Genomic DNA, 17,388 nt, shown 5'->3' on the forward strand with positions numbered 1-17,388 from the left:
AAGGCCGCACCATGTCCCTCCAACCGCACCACGACGGCTCCGCCACCTACGTCCCGGAGCAGGAGCCCGCGCTCGGGCAGACCGTCCCCGTCCTCGTCCGGGTGCCCGCCGGCGCCGGCGTGCGCCAGGTGCACGTGCGCACCACCGGCGACGGCGAGCCGCGCTTCGCCGAGGCGGTCATCGACCGCACCACCGGCGGCGACGTGTGGTGGCGGGCCGACGTCGAGGTCCGCAACCCGGTCAGCAACTACCGCTTCCTGCTCGACGGTGACCACGGTGCCCGCTGGTTGAACGCGGCCGGCACGGCCGCCCACGACGTGCCCGACCACGGCGACTTCAAGCTGGTCAGCCACGCGCCGCCGCCGGCCTGGGCCCGGGACGCGGTGATCTACCAGATCTTCCCGGACCGGTTCGCCCGCTCGGCCGCGGCGGACGGGCGACCCACGCCGGACTGGGCCATCGGATGCGACTGGGACACGCCGGTCATCGGGCGCGGCCCGGAGACGCCCCGGCAGTTCTACGGCGGCGACCTGGACGGCATCACCGAGCGCCTGGACCACCTGGACCGGCTCAGCGTCAACACGGTCTACCTCACGCCGATCTTCCCGGCCCGCTCCAACCACCGGTACGACGCGTCCAGCTTCGACACCGTCGACCCGCTGCTCGGCGGCGACGCGGCGCTGGTCCGGCTCGCCGACGCGGTGCACGCCCGGGGCTGGCGGCTGCTCGGCGACATCACCAGCAACCACACCGGCGACGCGCACCCGTGGTTCACTGCGGCGGTCTCCGACGCGCACGCGCCGGAGCGCGAGCTGTACTACTTCGACCTGCCCGGCGGCGATTTCGAGTCGTGGAACGGGGTGCGGTCGCTGCCGAAGCTCAACTGGGGCAGCGCCGAGCTGCGCCGCCGCTTCGCCACCGCCGAGGACTCGCTGCTGCGCCGCTGGCTGCGCCCGCCGTACGGGCTGGACGGCTGGCGGGTGGACGTGGCGAACATGACCGGCCGGCGGGGCGTCGACGCGTACACCCACGAGGTGGCGCGGCTGCTGCGCGAGGTGGTCGCCGACACCCGCCCGGACGCGTTGCTGCTGGCCGAGCACGGCCACGACCACACCGGCGACCTGGACCGTGACGGCTGGCACGGGACGATGAACTACGTCGGGTTCACCGACCCGGTCTGGTCCTGGCTGCGGCACGGCGACGACCCGGTGCCCAACTTCCTCGGCACCCCCGGCGGGGTGCGGCGGCGGGACGCGGGCGCCGTGCTGGCCACCATGAACGCCTACCGGTCGCTGGTGTCCTGGCGGTCGTACACGCACTCGTGGCAGCTCCTCGGCTCGCACGACTCGGCCCGGATCCGCACCGTGGTCGGCGACGCGGCCCGGCAGGAGGTGGCCGCCGGCCTGCTCGCCACCATGCCCGGCACGCCGGTGGTCTTCGCCGGGGACGAGCTGGGGCTGACCGGCACGAACGGGGAAGGCTCGCGGACCCCGATGCCGTGGCACCGGCCGGAGCGCTGGGACCGGCGCACGTTCGACGCGTACCGGTCGTTGCTGGCGCTGCGCCGCGACGAGCCGGCGCTGCGGCACGGCGGCCTGCGGTGGGTGCACGCCGACGCGGACACGCTGGTCTTCCTCCGGGAGGCGCCGACCGGGTCGGTGCTGGTGCTGGCCCGGCGGGCACCCGGTGCTCCGGTGCGGCTGGCCGGCCTGCCGGCCGCCGACAACATCTACGGCGGCGCCCCCGCGCTGCGCGCGGGCACGGCCACCCTCCCCGCCGACGGTCCCACCCTCCAGCTCTGGCGCCTGTAAGGAGGGGCCCCCTGTTAACGCATTCTGCATAACAGGGGGCCCCTCTTAACCAGCAGCGGGCCGAGGTCACGGTATGACGGCACCTCGACGGGCGGACTACTACGCGGCGTCGTTGATGGGGGAGGATGGGGGCGTGGAAGCTCTTCGACTGATCCTTCTCTACGTCCATCTGATCGGTTTCGCGTTGCTGCTCGGCGGCGGGATCGCCCAGTACCTCACCGGCCGTCTCCGGATCAACGCGGCCATGCTCTGGGGGGCGGTGATCCAGATCCTGACCGGTCTCGGGCTGTCCGCGCCCCTGCGCGACGGCGACGAGCCGGCCCCGGCGAAGCTTGTTACCAAGTTGGTGCTCGCGCTGCTCATCTTCGTCATGGTCTTCTTCTCCCGGAAGCGGGACGCCGTGAACCGCGGCCACTTCCTCGCGATCATCGGGTTGACCCTGGTCAACGCGGCGGTGGCGGTGTTCTGGCGGTAGTACGCCGGGGTGTCGGCGACGGCCGGAAACGGACGTTTGCGACACCCCTGCGCACCCCTACCGGCCCCAGAAGTGATCTGCCCCACGGGAGGGTTACACCGGGGTAACGGACGCTCAACAGTCGGGCACGATTGTCGGCCGGTGGGTGGGCGCGGGCGTACGCTCCCGTCCGTAACGTGGGACGCCGGCGGCACACCGCAGGCCGGCGCAAGGGCTGCCACCGCGCACGACGCGGTCGGCAATGGGAAGGAGACGTCTTGCGCTCTGTGCGTGGGATGCGGATCGCCTCCGCCTTCGTGGCGGGTGGCCTCGTGCTGGGCGCCGCCGCGTGTGGTGAGGCACCCGACGACGACAACGACGCCGGTGGCACCGGCGGCAAGAAGTACAGCGCCTGCATGGTCACCGACGTCGGCGGCATCGACGACAAGTCCTTCAACACCTCGGCCTGGAAGGGCCTCCAGGAGGCGCAGAAGGAGAACGGCGATATCGACATCAAGAACGTCCAGTCGAAGGCCGAGGCGGACTACGAGGTCAACCTGACCGGGTTCGTCAACCAGAAGTGCGACTTCATCCTGGCCGTCGGTGGCCTCATGGAGAAGGCCACCAAGAAGGCCGCCGAGGCGAACCCGAACCAGCAGTTCGCGATCGTCGACGCCAACCCGGGCGTGGGCAACGTCTACCCGATGCAGTTCGACACCGCGCAGGCCGCGTTCCAGGCCGGCTACCTGGCCGCCGGGATGAGCAAGTCCGGCAAGGTGGGCACCTACGGCGGCCTGCCGATCCCGCCGGTCACCATCTTCATGGACGGCTTCGCCGACGGCGTGGCGTACTACAACAAGGCCAAGAGCAAGAACGTCCAGGTGCTCGGCTGGGACAAGGCCGCCCAGAAGGGCTCCTTCACCAACGACTTCGTCAAGCAGGACGAGGGCAAGAAGGTCTCCGACGCGCTGGTCGCCCAGGGCGCGGACATCATCATGCCGGTCGCCGGTGGCTCCGGCCTCGGCACCACCGCCGCGGCCAAGGCCTCGGGCGGCAAGTACTCGGTCGTCTGGGTGGACGTCGACGGCTGCGAGAGCACCCCGGACTGCTCCGCGATCGTGACCACGGTCGTCAAGAACATCCCGGAGGCCGTCAAGGAGGCCGTGCTGAAGGCCGCCGGTGGCGAGAAGCTGCAGGCCACGCCGGGCTTCGTGGGCACCCTGGCCAACTCCGGTGTCTCCATCGCGCCGTACCACGACTTCGACAGCAAGGTCCCGGCGGACCTCAAGGCCGAGGTCGAGAAGATCAAGGCGGACATCGCCGCCGGCACCGTCACGGTCACCTCGAAGGCCCAGCCGACCAAGTGACCGCTCCGCCGGCCGCCACGGTGAGATCATCGGCAGCGGAGCCGGCGGGCAGCAGGTACGACGATCCGGCCGTCCCGGCGCGCGGGAAGGAACCCGAGCGCCGGGGCGGCCGATCACCGTGAAATCCCTCCACACCCACCCGGCGCGGCGGTCGCCACGCCGCCCCGTCGCTCGCACTCCAGGAGGTTCCGCTGAGACTCGAACTGCGCGGCATCACCAAGCGGTTCGGTGATCTGGTCGCCAACGACCACATCGACCTCACGGTGGAGCCTGGAGAGATCCACGCCCTGCTCGGCGAGAACGGCGCCGGCAAGTCGACCCTGATGAACGTGCTCTACGGGCTCTACCAGCCGGACGAGGGCGCGATCCTGGTCGACGGCAGGCCGTTGCGGCTGAAGGGCCCCTCGGACGCGATCGCCGCCGGGATCGGCATGGTGCACCAGCACTTCATGCTGGTGCCGGTCTTCACCGTGGCCGAGAACGTGATGCTCGGCGCCGAGCAGGTCAAGGGCGGCATCGCCGGCCTCCTCGACCGACGGCGGGCCCGGCGCGAGGTCGCCGAGGTCTCCGGGCGGTACAACCTCCGGGTCGACCCGGACGCGGTCATCGAGGACCTGCCGGTCGGCATCCAGCAGCGGGTGGAGATCGTCAAGGCGCTGACCCGCGACGTCGACCTGCTGATCCTGGACGAGCCGACGGCCGTGCTCACCCCGCAGGAGACCGAGGAACTGCTCACGGTCATGCGGTCGCTCAAGGCCGCCGGCAAGTCGATCGTGTTCATCACCCACAAGCTGGGCGAGGTGAAGGCCATCGCGGACCGGATCACGGTGATCCGGCGCGGCCGGACGGTCGGCACCGCCGAGCCGAGCGCCAGCCGGGACGAACTGGCCGCGTTGATGGTCGGACGCGACGTCCGGCTGACCGTGGACAAGCAGCCCGCCCAACCGGGCAAGCCGGTCCTGGAGGTCGCCGGCCTGGTCGTCGACGACGACCGACAGGTGCGCGCGGTCGACGGCGTGGACCTGACCGTGCACGCCGGTGAGGTGCTCGGCGTCGCCGGCGTGCAGGGCAACGGCCAGACCGAGCTGATCGAGGCGATCATGGGCCTGCGCCCGACGCTCGCCGGCACGATCAGCCTCGACGGCGAGACGACGCACGGCTGGTCGACCAAGCGGGTGCTCCGCGCCGGCGTCGGCTACGTGCCGGAGGACCGCAGCGTCGACGGACTGGTCAAGGAGTTCTCCGTGGCGGAGAACCTGGTGCTGGACATCTACGACCGGCCGCCGTTCGGCAAGGGCCTGTCACTCAAGCCGGATGCGATCGCGCGGTCGGCGAAGGAGCGGATCGAGCAGTTCGACGTCCGTACCTCCTCGGCCGAGGCGGCGGTCGGCACGCTCTCCGGTGGAAACCAGCAGAAGGTGATCGTGGCCCGGGAACTGTCCCGGCCACTGAAGCTCCTCATCGCCGCCCAGCCCACCCGCGGCGTGGACGTGGGCTCGATCGAGTTCATCCACAGCCAGGTGATCCGCGAGCGCGACGTCGGCACCGCGGTGATGGTGGTCTCCAGCGAACTGGACGAGGTGATCGGCCTGGCTGACCGGATCGCGGTGATGTACCGCGGCCGGGTCATCGGCGTCGTCGGCCCGGACACCCCGCGCGAGGAGATCGGCCTGCTGATGGCTGGCATCACGCCCGACACCGCGCCCGCGAACCCGCACGAGGGCAACGCCGCCGCCACCCCGAACGCGGGCGGCACCGCCCCGGCCCCCGAGGGCCCCGGCAACGAGGACGAGGCATGACGAACCCGAACCCGGCGTCGGGCTCCCCGGACAAGGAGCCGGCGACCGACGCGCTCCAGGCGCGCGGCGAGGCCCGCGCGACGCCGACCGCGCCGGCCGGCGACGCCGAACGGCCGGTGGCCGCCACCGCGATGAAGCTGCCGCCGGCCGAGCAGCCCCGGCCCAGCCTGGGCAAGCTCTTCCTGGACAACCTCTGGGCCGCCAACACGGTCACCGTGACCGTGCTCGCCGTGGTGCTGGCGATGCTGGTCGGCGCGGTGCTGATCATCGTCTCCGACCCGGAGGTGCTGGCCACCTACAGCTACATCACCGCCCGCCCGACGGACGCGTTGAACGCGAGCTGGACCGTGGTCAGCGAGGCGTACGCGAACCTGTTCAAGGGCGCGGTCTTCGATCCGGACGCGGTCGGCTTCACCGCCGCCATGGGCCCGATCTCGGAGACGCTCACCTATACCGCGCCGCTGGTCTTCACCGGCCTGTCGGTGGCGCTCGCCTTCCGGGGCGGCCTGTTCAACATCGGCGCGCAGGGCCAGGCGACGATCGGCGTCATCCTGGCCGCCGTCGCCGGCTTCGCGCTGCCGCTGCCGCCCGGCGTGCACCTGCTGGTGGCGCTGCTCGCCGGCGCGCTCGGCGGTGCGCTGTGGGGCTTCATACCGGGCATCCTCAAGGCGCGCACCGGTGCCCACGAGGTGATCAACACGATCATGCTCAACTACGTGGCGGTCTACTTCCTGACCTGGATCATCGTCCAGAGCGGGGTGCAGGACCCGACCCGCTCGGACGCGATCAGCAAGCCGGTGGACGCCTCCGCGCAACTGCCCCGGCTGCTCGGCGACAACCTGCGGGTGCACGCCGGCATCCTGCTCGCGGTGCTGGCCACCTGGTTCGTCGCCTGGCTGCTCAACCGCTCCACGCTCGGCTTCGAGCTGCGCGCGGTGGGCGCGAACCCGGACGCCGCCCGGACCGCCGGGATCAGCGTGACCAAGACGTACGTGCTGGTGATGGTGATCGCCGGCCTGCTGGCCGGACTCGGCGGCTCGAATATGGTGCTCGGCTCCACCGCCGACGCGCTGACCCCGCTGGTGATCGCGCAGATCGGTTTCGACGGCATCCTGGTCGCGCTGCTCGGCCGGGTGAAGCCCTGGGGCGTGCTGCTGGCCGCGCTGCTGTTCGGCGCGCTCCAGGCCGGCGGCAACCGGATGCAGTCGTACTCCGGGATCTCGCTGGAGCTGGTCACCGTGCTCCAGGCGCTCATCGTCATCTTCATCGCCGCACCCGCCCTGGTGAAGGCGATCTTCCAGCTCCGGGCGGCCCGCGCCGCCCGGCTGCAGACGAGCCTCGCGAAGGGCTGGTGAGCATGTCCACCACCGCTGTCCCCGAGGTCGCGGTCACCGCCGTCGACGAGGGTTTCTGGACGCGGGCCCGCAAGGCCGGGGCCGTCCTGCTGGCGCTGGGTGTGCTCGCGACGGTGCTGTTCGGCGCGTTCGCCACCGACCAGCAGGCCCGGTTCACGCTCAGCGAGACCGAGGGCGGCGCCGCCCTGGAGATCAACGGCACGGTCGGGGCGATCCTGTTCGGGGTCATCGCCGCCGCGGCCGGTGCGGCGCTGCTCGCCGGCGTGCCCAAGCGCTGGTTCACGCTGCTGCTCGGCGCCGGGCTGGTCGCGTTCGTGCTGAGCTTCCTGTGCTGGCAGGTTTCGGCCGCGCCCGAGGGGCGCAACTTCATGCCGCTGGTCAACGTGCTGCGCGGCACGTTCATCCTGGCGCTGCCGTTGACTTTCGGCGCCCTGGCCGGGGTCCTCTGCGAGCGCTCCGGTGTGGTGAACGTGGCGATCGAGGGTCAGATGCTGATGGGCGCGTTCTCCGGCGCGCTGTTCGGCAGCATCTCCGGCAGCGTCTGGGTGGGGCTGGTGGCCGCCGCGATCGGCGGCGCGTTCATCTCGCTGCTGCTGGCCGTGTTCGCCATCCGCTACCTGGTCGACCAGGTGGTCATGGGCATCGTGCTCAACCTGCTGGCGGTCGGCGTCACCGGCTTCCTCTACGAGCGGTTGATGGCGACCGACGCGGAGAAGTACAACAGCGCGCCCCGGTTCGGCAACTGGGAGATCCCGCTGTTGTCCGACATCCCGCTGCTCGGTCCGGCCCTGTTCCGGGGCAACATCTTCCTCTACCTCGGCCTGCTGCTGGTGCTGGTGATCCACCTGGCGCTGTTCCGGACCCGGTGGGGCCTGCGGACCCGCTCGGTGGGCGAGCACCCGACCGCCGCCGACACGGTCGGCGTGAGGGTGCTGGGGCTGCGCTACCGCAACGTGATCATGGCTGGGCTGGTGGCCGGCATCGGCGGGGCGTCGTACACGCTGGCGCTCTACTCGTTCACCAAGAACATGATCGGCGGCAAGGGCTTCATCGCCCTGGCCGCGCTGATCTTCGGCCGGTGGAGCCCGACCGGGGCGCTGCTCGCGGCACTCTTCTTCGGCTTCGCCGACCAGCTCGCCACCTACCTGGGCGCGATCGGCAGCAGCATTCCGGACCAGTTCCTGGCGATGCTGCCGTACCTGGCGACGATCCTCGCGGTGGCCGGCCTGGTCGGCAAGGTCCGGGCGCCGGCCGCCGACGGCAAGCCGTACGTCAAGGGCTGACCGGCCCCGACGCAGCGTGCCCGGCGGGGTGATCCGCCGGGCACCGGCGTCTTCGGCCGCGCGTGCGACCGATCGGTGCGGATTGGGCAGAATGGGAGTCGTGATGGAGATCGACTGGGCGCGGCTGCGGGCCGCCGCAACCGAGGTCATGCGGCACGCCTACGTGCCGTACTCGAAGTTCCCCGTGGGGGCCGCCGCCCTGGTTGACGACGGCCGGGTCGTGGTCGGCTGCAACGTGGAGAACGCCGCGTACGGTGTGGTGCTCTGCGCCGAGTGCGGTGTGGTCTCCTCGCTGCACGCCACCGGCGGCGGTCGGATCGTGGCGCTGTCCTGCGTCGACGCCACCGGCGAGCCACTGATGCCGTGCGGCCGGTGCCGGCAGCTCCTGTGGGAGCAGGGCGGACCGGAGTGCCTCATCGAGGCGAAGGGCGGCCCGCTGCGGATGGCCGAGTTGCTGCCGCACGCCTTCGACGTGGCCGACCTCGACGCGGTGACCGGGGACCGTCCGGTGCCGGTGGTGCCGGACCGGCTGGCCGCCTGGCGGGGCCGAGGCACCGTCTTCGTGCACCCCGACCTCTCGGCCGGGCAGCAGGTCTGGACGGCGTACTGGGAGCGGTCGGCCGGTGACACCGAGGGCGCGGAGACCGGCGTGCTGGAGGAGGGCCCGACCTGGGGCGATCCGGCCGGGGCGATCGACTGGGGACTGGCGCGGACGACGCGGGTCGTGGTCGTGGACGCGTCGGGGTCGATCTTCTGGGCCGGCGAGGGCGAGCCGCCGTTGGAGATCCCGGTGCGCTGGTCCGGCGCGTGAACCAGGGAGATCGGGTCGGTGCGGCCCGCGCGATTACTGATGGGAACTCAAAGGTGAGTGCTTTCACGGCGGTCGACGTCATCCGGGCCAAGCGGGACGGGGGTGTGCTGAGCGACGGGCAGATCGACTGGGTGGTCGACGCGTACACCCGGGGGGTGGTGGCCGACGAGCAGATGTCGGCGCTGGCCATGGCGATCCTGCTGCGCGGCATGACCGGCCCGGAGATCGCCCGGTGGACCGCGGCGATGATCGCCAGCGGTGAGCGGCTGGACCTGTCGCCGGTGACCCGGCCGACCGTGGACAAGCACTCCACCGGCGGCGTCGGCGACAAGATCACCCTGCCGCTGACCCCGTTGGTCGCCGCGTGCGGCGCGGCCGTCCCGCAGCTTTCCGGCCGGGGCCTGGGCCACACCGGTGGCACGCTGGACAAGCTGGAGTCGATCCCGGGCTGGCGGGCGGCGCTGCGCAACGACGAGTTCATCGCCCAACTCCGCGACGTCGGCGCGGTGATCTGCGCGGCCGGCGACGGGCTCGCCCCGGCCGACCGCAAGCTGTACGCGCTGCGCGACGTCACCGGCACCGTCGAGGCGATCCCGCTCATCGCCAGCTCGATCATGAGCAAGAAGATCGCCGAGGGGACCGGTGCGCTGGTGCTCGACGTCAAGGTCGGCTCCGGCGCCTTCATGAAGAACGTCGAGGACGCCCGCGAGTTGGCCCGCACCATGGTCGAGCTGGGCCGGGCGCACGGGGTGCGGACGGTCGCCCTGCTCACCGACATGTCCACCCCGCTCGGCCTGGCGGTCGGCAACGCGGTCGAGGTGACCGAGTCGGTGGAGGTGCTGGCCGGCGGTGGCCCGGCCGACGTGGTGGAGCTGACGCTCGCACTGGCCCGGGAGATGCTGGACGCGGCCGGCCTGCCGGACGCCGACCCGGCCGCCGCGTTGCGCGACGGCCGGGCGATGGACGCCTGGCGCACCATGATCCGGGCGCAGGGCGGCGACCCGGACGCCCCGATGCCGACCGCCAACGAGGTCGAGGTGGTCACCGCCGACGAGGACGGCTGGCTGGCCGAGGTGGACGCGTACGCGATCGGGGTGGCCGCGTGGCGGCTCGGCGCCGGCCGGGCCCGCAAGGAGGACCCGGTCAGCGTCCCGGCCGGGGTGGTGCTGCACAAGCGCCCGGGTGACCGGGTGCGGGTCGGCGACCCGCTGTTCGAGCTGCGCGCCGAGCACACCGAGCGGATCCCGGCCGCGCTGGCGGAGGCCCGCCGGGCGGTCCGGGTGGCCCCGGACGCCCCGGCCGCGGCCCCGCTGGTGATCGAGCGGATCGACTGAGGGGCCCCCGGCCGGACCGGCCATGGTGCCGTCCCGGCCGGAGCCGCTATCCTCCCTGGCCAGGGGGACCGACAAGCGACGAGCCGAGGCGAGCAGACAGGGACTGAGGCGTTGCGCGTAACCGCTCCCGACCCCCGGGCCGTCCGTGAGGCGAGCCTCGACGAGCTGTCCCGGCTGGGTCTTCCGCTGCCGCCGCCGCAGTTCCCGCTCGTGTGGGAGCCGGGCGACGAGATCGAGTTGCGCCCGACGCCGGAGATCGAGGCGCGGATCGCGGTGCTGCACGTCGTCCTGGCCCGGTGTTTCGGCATGCCCGCGCAGGCGGCGATGGGTTGGCTGCTGGAGTCGCACCTGGTCGAGATGGTGACGCCGCCGGAGTGGCAGTTCGTGATGGGTGGCCGGGGCGACCACCGTTCGTTCGTGCTGCACCACGACGCGCTGTTCTCGCTGGCCTGGGTGCTGGGCCTGGCCAAGCAGCTCGACCCGACCGTGCCGGTGGACGAGCGGCTGGTCGAGCGGATGCCGAACCTGATCACGGGGGAGACGTTCGGCCAGTGGCGGGCCCGGATCCTGGCCGCCCCGCAGCATCCCGCCGACGCTGCCGCCCTGCTCGACCTGCACTACTGCCTGGACTGGGCGTACCTGGAGACCGAGCGGACCGGAGGGCCGCTGCCCGGGCTGGTGGATGCGAACGCGATCGGGCAGCGTCGGTGGGCGCTGGAGTGGGCCGTGGTGCTGCGAGGGCCGTACCACGACGAGCCGCCGGGTTGGGAAGAGGTCGACCTCTCCACCTGAGTCAGCGTGGACGGTGCACGCCGAGCCGGACGGCGAGCGTGACCGGCGCCGGCTCGGGCAGCGCGGCGATCCGCCCGGCGAGCCGTCGCGGATCGGTGTGCCAGGCGCTGGGCCCCATCCCCACCAGCGTGGTGACCTCGGCACGGGTCAGCGCCAGCCGGGCCCGGTGCTCGACGGTGGACTCCTCGACGAAGTGGTCGGCCAGGCTGCCGGCCACCCGGTCCGCCTTGGCCGGGTCGACCTGAAGCAGGCCGAGCGCGTCGACCAGTTCGGTGAGGTGGTCGACGGCCGGGGTGACCACGAGCAGCGCGCCGGCCGGGTCGAGCACCCGGCGGAACTCCGGGCCGTTGCGGGGCGCGAAGACGTTCAGCAGCAGGGTCACGGATCGGTCGGCCAGCGGCAGCCGCTGCCAGGTGTCGGCCAGCGCGGCGGCGGCGCGCGGGTGGGCGCGGGCCGCGCGGCGCAGCGCCGGTTTGGACACGTCCAGCGCCAGGCCGTGGGCGTCCGGCAGCGCCGCCAGCACCGCCGCGAGGTACCGCCCGGTCCCGGCGCCGGGCTCCACCACCATCGGGTACGCGTCGTCGGGCGCGATGCGCGCGGCGGCGGCGGCCAGCGCGGCGGCGACGGTGTCGTAATGGCCGGCGGCGAGGAAATCGGCCCGGGCGGCGACCATGTCGGCGCTGTCCCCACTGTGCGGGGTGCGGCCGGCGAGCAGGTTGACGTAGCCCTGCCGCGCGGTGTCGAAGCTGTGCCCGCGTGGGCAGCGCAACGCGCGGGTGGTGCCGGCGGTGGCCTCGGCCAGCGGTTCGGCGCAGACCGGGCAGCGCAGCCCGGCCAGGATGCGGGGGTCCACGGATCAGCCCTCCCGGCCCGGGCGGTGGGCGAGGCGGTCGACCACCCGCTGGCTGAGCGCGCCGAGCGCCCCCAGCTCGGCCGGGGTGAGCAGGTCGATCAGGTGCCGCCGGACGGCGGCGACGTGCCCGGGGGCGGCGGCCTCGACGGCCCGGCGGCCGGCCGGGGTGAGCGCGACGACCGAGCCACGCCCGTCGGTGGCGCATTCCTCCCGGACGACCAGGCCGCGTTGCTGCATCCGGGAGATGTGGTGGGAGAGCCGGCTGCGGGACCAGAGCATCCGGTCGGCCAGCTCGCTGAGCCGTAGCCGTTGTGCCGGGGTCTCGGACAGGTCGCTCAGCACGTCGTAGTCCGGCTCGGAGAGGCCGGCGTCCTGCATCAGCTCCCGGGCCAGCTCCAGGTCGAGCAGGCGGCGCATGCGGCGGTAGCCGCGCCACGCACGGTCCTCCCGCTCGTCCAGCCAGCGTGCGTCCATGCCTCGATGGTAGCCGATCTGGTTGACACGTCACCGAGTCCGGCCTAGCTTGATGACATGTCAACGAGCGCACGGCTGTGGGAGCTGTTCGGGGAGCGCGGGCGCGGTGTGCTCGTCACGCTCCGCCGGGACGGCCGTCCGCAGTTGTCCAACCTCGACTACCTGGCCGAGCCGGGCCTGATCCGCTGCTCCACCACCGGTGACCGGGCCAAGGTGCGCAACCTGCGCCGTGATCCCCGGGCCAGCTTCCACGTGACCACCGCCGACGGCGGGGCGTACGCGGTGGCCGAGGGCACGGTGACGCTCACCGCGCCGGCCGCCGCGACCGACGACGCGACGGTCGAGGAGCTGGTCGAGGTCTACCGACGGATCCGCGGCGAGCACCCGGACTGGGCGGACTACCGGGCCGCGATGGTGGCCGACGGCCGCCTGGTGCTGCGCCTGGCCGTCGAGCGGGTGTACGGCTGGCGACCCTGACCCGGCCCGGTCAGATACCGCGTCGGGACCGCCGGTGACTAGGGTCTGAGCATGGTCGCAATCTCGTACGAGGACATCGTCAAGGTCCCGAAGGCGCTGCTGCACGATCACCTCGACGGCGGCCTGCGGCCCGCGACGATCGTCGAGCTGGCCGCCGACGCCGGCCACGAACTGCCCACCACCGACCCGCAGGCGCTGGGGCGCTGGTTCACCGAGGCGGCGAACTCCGGTTCGCTGGAGCGCTACCTGGAGACGTTCGCGCACACCGTCGCGGTCATGCAGACCGCGCCCGCGCTGCGCCGGGTGGCTCGCGAGGGCGCGTTGGACCTGGCCGCCGACGGTGTCGTCTACGCCGAGGTCCGGTTCGCGCCCGAGCAGCACCTGGAGCAGGGCCTGACCCTGGACGACGTGGTCGACGCGGTGGTCACCGGGTTCCGGGAGGGCAGCGCGCTGGCCGCCGAGGCGGGCCACCCGATCCGGGTCGGCACCCTGCTCACCGCGATGCGGCACGCGGCCCGCTCGCAGGAGATCGCCGAGCTGGCGGTGCGGCACCGCGACACCGGGGTGGTCGGGTTCGACATCGCCGGCGCCGAGGCCGGTTTCCCGCCCACCCGGCACCTGGACGCGTTCGAATACCTCCAGCGGGAGAACTTCCACTTCACCATCCACGCCGGTGAGGCGTTCGGGCTGCCGTCGATCTGGCAGGCGATCCAGTGGTGCGGCGCGGACCGGCTCGGTCACGGCGTCCGCATCGTCGACGACATCNCATCCCGCTGGAGCTGTGCCCGTCGTCGAACGTGCAGACCGGGGCGGCGGCGTCGATCGCCGACCACCCGATCGGGCTGCTGCGCGACCTGCGTTTCCGGGCGACGGTGAACACCGACAACCGGCTGATGAGCGGCACCTCGATGTCCCGCGAGATGGCGCTGCTGGTGGACGCCTTCGGCTACGGCTGGAAGGAACTCCAGTGGTTCACCATCAACGCGATGAAGAGCGCCTTCATCCCGTTCGACGAACGCCTGCGGATCATCGACGAGGTGATCAAGCCGGCGTACGCGAAGCTGATCGGCTGATCAGGAGCGGCGTGGGTGGCCGGCGAGCAGGGCGGCCACCCCGCGCAGCACCTCCCGGGCCCGGGCCGCCTCGGCGCCCAGTCCGGTCTGCCGGCGCAGCACGGCCGGCTCGGCCCGCAGCAGGGTGATCCCACGCCGAACCAGGAGCCGCGGCGCCTTGCGCTGCTCAGCCAGGTCGCGGGCGAGTCGGCGCAGGAACGTCGCGCCGCGTGGGCGACGCAGCGCGTACGCCCCGGCGAGCAGACCGCGCCGCCGGCACTCGGCGACGATCTCGGCGGCGAAGATCCCTTCGGCCACGAAGAACGGCGATCCGTCGACGTCGAATGGCCGGGTGGCCACCCTGCGGTCCGCGCCGATCGCATAAACCGGCACTTCGGCCTTGCCCTCGCGGGCCAATCGGGCAATTGTTTCCACCGCCGCGTCCGCGTCCCAGGACAGCGGGGACTCCCAGTCCACCTGTCCGTTTCGTCGCGGACACGTAGGGTCATCGCCGTCCTTGTAGAAGTCGTCCAGACAGAGCACGGGAAGTCCGGTTTGCTGTGCGATGTACGACTTTCCGGAGCCGGATGGTCCGGCCAGGAGGACGACGCGGTGCGGGTGTTCCATAACCTTCAGTAACTCCGGCCAGACGGATTGCTATCAAATTGCATCAACATCTCATCACACCTCCGGTGAGGGACAACCTGGGCTTTCTCTTTACCGGGCGGCGTGATGGAATCTCGGAGGTCCGACCCGCCGGGTCGGTCGCTCGGCGTTGCCCGCAGGTGACGCCGGACGCGGTATTGCGAGGGCGGTGACGTGAGCAAACGGCCAACGACGGCGGGCTCCTTCCTGTCGCGGCTCGGCCGGCCGGCGAGCCGGCTGCGCGACATGCNGTCCAAGCTCGGTCTGATCATGATCGTGCCGACCATCGCCACGGTCGTGGTGGGCACCAGCGGTCTGGTCGACCACCTGGAGACGCTCAACAACGCCAACCGGGCCGGCGACCTGGCCAGCCTGATCGGCTACTCGGGCGCACTGGCCGACACGATGCAGGACGAGCGGGTCGGCTCGGTGCTCTTCCTCGGCGCCAAGGAGGTCCAGACCCGCGCGCAGTACCAGGAGGCCTACAACCGGGCCAACCAGCGGGTGGACCAGGCCAAGGGCTCGTACTCGCGGCAGCGCGGCGAGATCGACGACCTGCCCCGCAACTTCCAGACCCGGCTGAACGACATCGACGAGCAGCTCAAGGACCTGCCGGCGACCCGCAGCCAGGTGCTGAACGGCAAGCTGAAGATCGACGAGGCGGAGAAGTCGTACGAGCGTCTGATCAACGACCTGCTGTCGATCCGCGACTCGGCCACCCAGCTCGCCGGCGACACCGACCTCAGCGACCGGATGCGCTCCGTGGCCGCGGTGGCCCGGCAGAAGGAATACCTGGCCCAGCGCCGGGTGGTCGTGCACCAGGCCCTCACCCAGAACCGGTACACCCCCGCGCTGCGCGAGCAGTTCATCGCCAGTGGCACCGCCCAGGCGCAGGCGCTGGCGTCGTTCCGGGCGGTCGCCACCCCGGCCGACTCCGAGCTGTTCGACCAGACCGTCGAGGGTCCCGACCTGCGCAAGGCCGACAGTTTCACCGGCTTCATGACGGCGAACAACAGCGGCTCGATGGCGAACGCGCCGTTCGGGGCGGACCAGTGGGACCAGGCCATGGTCGGCAACGCCAAGCTGATCCGAGCCGTCGAGTCCCAACTCGACGGCAAGGTGGTCCGGCAGGCCGACCAGCTCCGCTCGGACACGCAGCGTCAGGTGTTCCTCGAAACCGGCCTGCTGCTCACCATGCTGCTGCTGTCCATCCTCTTCGCGTACCTGGTCGCCCGTTCGATGGCCCGTTCCCTGCGCGACCTGCGCCAGGGCGCCCTCTCGGTCGCCCAGTACGGCCTGCCGCAGGCGGTGGCCCGGCTGCGTGACCCGCAGGTCACCGGTCAGCTCTCCCCGATGCAACTGGCCAACCAGATCGCCGAGCCGCTGCCGGTGCGCAGCAAGGACGAGTTCGGCCAGGTGACCGAGGCGTTCAACGCCGTCCACCTGGAGGCGGTCCGGACCGCGGCCGAGCAGGCCGCCCTGCGTGCCTCCGTCGCGACCATGTTCGTCAACCTGGCCCGGCGCTCGCAGATCCTGGTCGACCGGCTGATCGGTCACCTCGACCGGCTGGAGCGCGGCGAGGAGGACCCGGACCGACTGGCCGAGCTGTTCCAGCTCGACCACCTGGCCACCCGGATGCGCCGTAACGACGAGAACCTGCTGGTCCTCGCCGGTGCCGACTCCACCCGGGTGCAGCGCGAGCCGGCCGCCCTGATCGACGTGCTCCGCGCCGCCCAGTCCGAGGTCGAGCACTACACCCGGATCGAGTTCGGCGTCATCGACCGGGACATCGAGGTCGCCGCGCACGCGGTCAACGACCTGGTGCACCTGGTCGCCGAGTTGTTCGACAACGCCACCGCCTTCTCCCCGCCGGACTCCCACGTGATGGTGGAGGCCCGCCGGGTCGGCGACCGCGCCTCCCTCTACGTCGAGGACCGGGGCATCGGCATCAGCGCCGAGCAGATCCGCGACCTGAACGAGCGGCTGGCCACGCCGCCCCNCCGTCGCCGACGTCACGCTGCCCACCTCGGTGCTGGTGCCGCGTGCCCTCGCCGGTCGCGGGCAGCCGGCACCGGCGCTTCCGGCCGCCGGCCCGCAGCAGGTCGGTCCGACGCCGGCCTTCGGGGCCCTGGCCGCGTTCGGCAACAGCCCGCACACACCGCCACCGGCACCGCACCCCGGTGCCTCCGGCAACCAGGTCACGCTCGGCGGGCGGTCCTTCGACCCGGCGCATCGCAACGGCGCCGGCACCCCGGCCAACGCCGGCCGGGCCATGCCGGCCTGGTCCGACCTGACCGGGGCCAACGCCGGCGGGGGCGACGCCTACCCGCCGCGGTCCTCGAACGGCCAGCCGGTCGACTCGCTGCCCCAGCGACGCAATCCGGCCGACGGCGACCCGGCCACGACCGGCCAGCAGCCGGCCATCCCGCGCCAGCTGCCCAGCAGCCCCGAGGCCCGGCCGTACTACCCGCCGCCCGTGTCGGCCCCGCCGGTCCCGCCGGTGTCCGCGCCGCCGCTGCCGCCGGTGTCCGGAGCCCCGGTTTCGGGCAACGGCCTCCCCGGTCGTCCGGTGTCGGCCGCCCCGGTCTCCGGCGACCCGTTCTCCGGTCGTCCGGTGTCCGCGGCACCTGTCTCCGGTGACCCCTACTCCGGTCGTCCGGTGTCCGCGGCACCCGTCTCCGGCGACCCGTTCCCGGGCCGTCCGGTGTCGGCCGCGCCGACGGCCGGGGGCTACCCGGTCTCCGCACCGCCGGCCGACCGGCAGCTGCCGTCGCGCCCGGTGCCGCAGGCGCCCGCGCCGCATGTCGGTGCCCCACCGGTCTGGCCGCCGGTCGCCCCGGCCGAGCCGGCCCCGGCGCCCGCCGTGCCGGAGCGGCTCGCC

Annotated in this window: 14 protein-coding genes and 2 pseudogenes; 13 read left to right on the top strand and 3 right to left on the bottom strand. The window is 72.5% G+C overall.

Annotated features, from left to right (window positions below; all coding sequences use genetic code 11):
• Positions 1-11 precede the first annotated feature (11 nt).
• The 9 genes from B1205_RS17325 to B1205_RS17365 all read left to right on the top strand — a co-directional run bounded on the left by B1205_RS17325 (position 12) and on the right by B1205_RS17365 (position 11,006).
• Positions 12-1,811: a glycoside hydrolase family 13 protein gene (locus tag B1205_RS17325; RefSeq protein ID WP_089157064.1), complete on the top strand. Its 1,800-nt coding sequence runs from the start codon at positions 12-14 to the stop codon at positions 1,809-1,811.
• 133 nt (positions 1,812-1,944) lie between these two features.
• On the top strand, positions 1,945-2,286 hold the full coding sequence (locus B1205_RS17330; protein WP_089156563.1) for a hypothetical protein: 342 nt from the start codon (positions 1,945-1,947) through the stop codon (positions 2,284-2,286).
• Positions 2,287-2,561: 275 nt separating this feature from the next.
• Positions 2,562-3,632: a BMP family lipoprotein gene (locus tag B1205_RS17335; RefSeq protein WP_176308697.1), complete on the top strand. Its 1,071-nt coding sequence runs from the start codon at positions 2,562-2,564 to the stop codon at positions 3,630-3,632.
• 251 nt (positions 3,633-3,883) lie between these two features.
• Complete coding sequence (locus B1205_RS17340; protein ID WP_369597305.1) at positions 3,884-5,431, top strand: ABC transporter ATP-binding protein; 1,548 nt, start codon at positions 3,884-3,886, stop codon at positions 5,429-5,431.
• Positions 5,428-6,786, top strand: coding sequence for an ABC transporter permease (locus tag B1205_RS17345; protein WP_089156566.1), 1,359 nt, complete (start codon positions 5,428-5,430; stop codon positions 6,784-6,786). Before B1205_RS17340 ends, B1205_RS17345 begins: the two co-directional genes overlap by 4 nt.
• Before the next feature lie 2 nt (positions 6,787-6,788).
• Entirely contained in the window at positions 6,789-8,069 is a 1,281-nt protein-coding gene (locus tag B1205_RS17350) for an ABC transporter permease (RefSeq protein ID WP_089156567.1), read from the top strand.
• A gap of 91 nt (positions 8,070-8,160) precedes the next feature.
• Positions 8,161-8,880 (top strand): cytidine deaminase, encoded by a 720-nt coding sequence (locus B1205_RS17355; protein ID WP_176308663.1) that lies wholly within the window; start codon positions 8,161-8,163, stop codon positions 8,878-8,880.
• A gap of 53 nt (positions 8,881-8,933) precedes the next feature.
• Positions 8,934-10,214 carry a thymidine phosphorylase gene (locus B1205_RS17360; protein ID WP_089156569.1) on the top strand — a complete coding sequence of 427 codons (1,281 nt, stop codon included), beginning with the start codon at positions 8,934-8,936 and terminating at the stop codon, positions 10,212-10,214.
• A gap of 111 nt (positions 10,215-10,325) precedes the next feature.
• Positions 10,326-11,006: a DUF4272 domain-containing protein gene (locus B1205_RS17365; protein ID WP_089156570.1), complete on the top strand. Its 681-nt coding sequence runs from the start codon at positions 10,326-10,328 to the stop codon at positions 11,004-11,006.
• Position 11,007: 1 nt separating this feature from the next.
• Here the strand turns inward: B1205_RS17365 and B1205_RS17370 are convergent, their stop codons facing one another.
• Positions 11,008-11,859 carry a putative RNA methyltransferase gene (locus B1205_RS17370; RefSeq protein WP_089156571.1) on the bottom strand — a complete coding sequence of 284 codons (852 nt, stop codon included), beginning with the start codon at positions 11,857-11,859 and terminating at the stop codon, positions 11,008-11,010.
• Positions 11,860-11,862: 3 nt separating this feature from the next.
• On the bottom strand, positions 11,863-12,333 hold the full coding sequence (locus B1205_RS17375) for a MarR family winged helix-turn-helix transcriptional regulator (RefSeq protein WP_089156572.1): 471 nt from the start codon (positions 12,331-12,333) through the stop codon (positions 11,863-11,865).
• Positions 12,334-12,390: 57 nt separating this feature from the next.
• On the opposite strand from B1205_RS17375, the gene B1205_RS17380 reads away from it, so the two are divergent.
• Positions 12,391-12,810, top strand: a complete 420-nt coding sequence (locus B1205_RS17380) for a PPOX class F420-dependent oxidoreductase (protein WP_089156573.1) — start codon at positions 12,391-12,393, stop codon at positions 12,808-12,810.
• Positions 12,811-12,861: 51 nt separating this feature from the next.
• Positions 12,862-13,883 (top strand): annotated as a pseudogene (locus B1205_RS17385) (adenosine deaminase).
• Here B1205_RS17385 and B1205_RS17390 read toward each other — a convergent pair.
• Positions 13,884-14,405, bottom strand: coding sequence for an ATP-binding protein (locus B1205_RS17390; protein ID WP_254910016.1), 522 nt, complete (start codon positions 14,403-14,405; stop codon positions 13,884-13,886).
• A gap of 507 nt (positions 14,406-14,912) precedes the next feature.
• On the opposite strand from B1205_RS17390, the gene B1205_RS17395 reads away from it, so the two are divergent.
• Both B1205_RS17395 and B1205_RS33430 read left to right on the top strand, forming a co-directional pair.
• Positions 14,913-17,147, top strand: a complete 2,235-nt coding sequence (locus B1205_RS17395) for a nitrate- and nitrite sensing domain-containing protein (protein ID WP_441338522.1) — start codon at positions 14,913-14,915, stop codon at positions 17,145-17,147.
• 19 nt (positions 17,148-17,166) lie between these two features.
• Positions 17,167-17,388: pseudogene (locus B1205_RS33430) on the top strand (hypothetical protein); the annotation flags it as partial.

The sequence above is a fragment of the Micromonospora sp. NBS 11-29 genome (assembly GCF_002140155.1).
In the GTDB taxonomy this organism is placed as follows: Bacteria; Actinomycetota; Actinomycetes; order Mycobacteriales; family Micromonosporaceae; genus Micromonospora.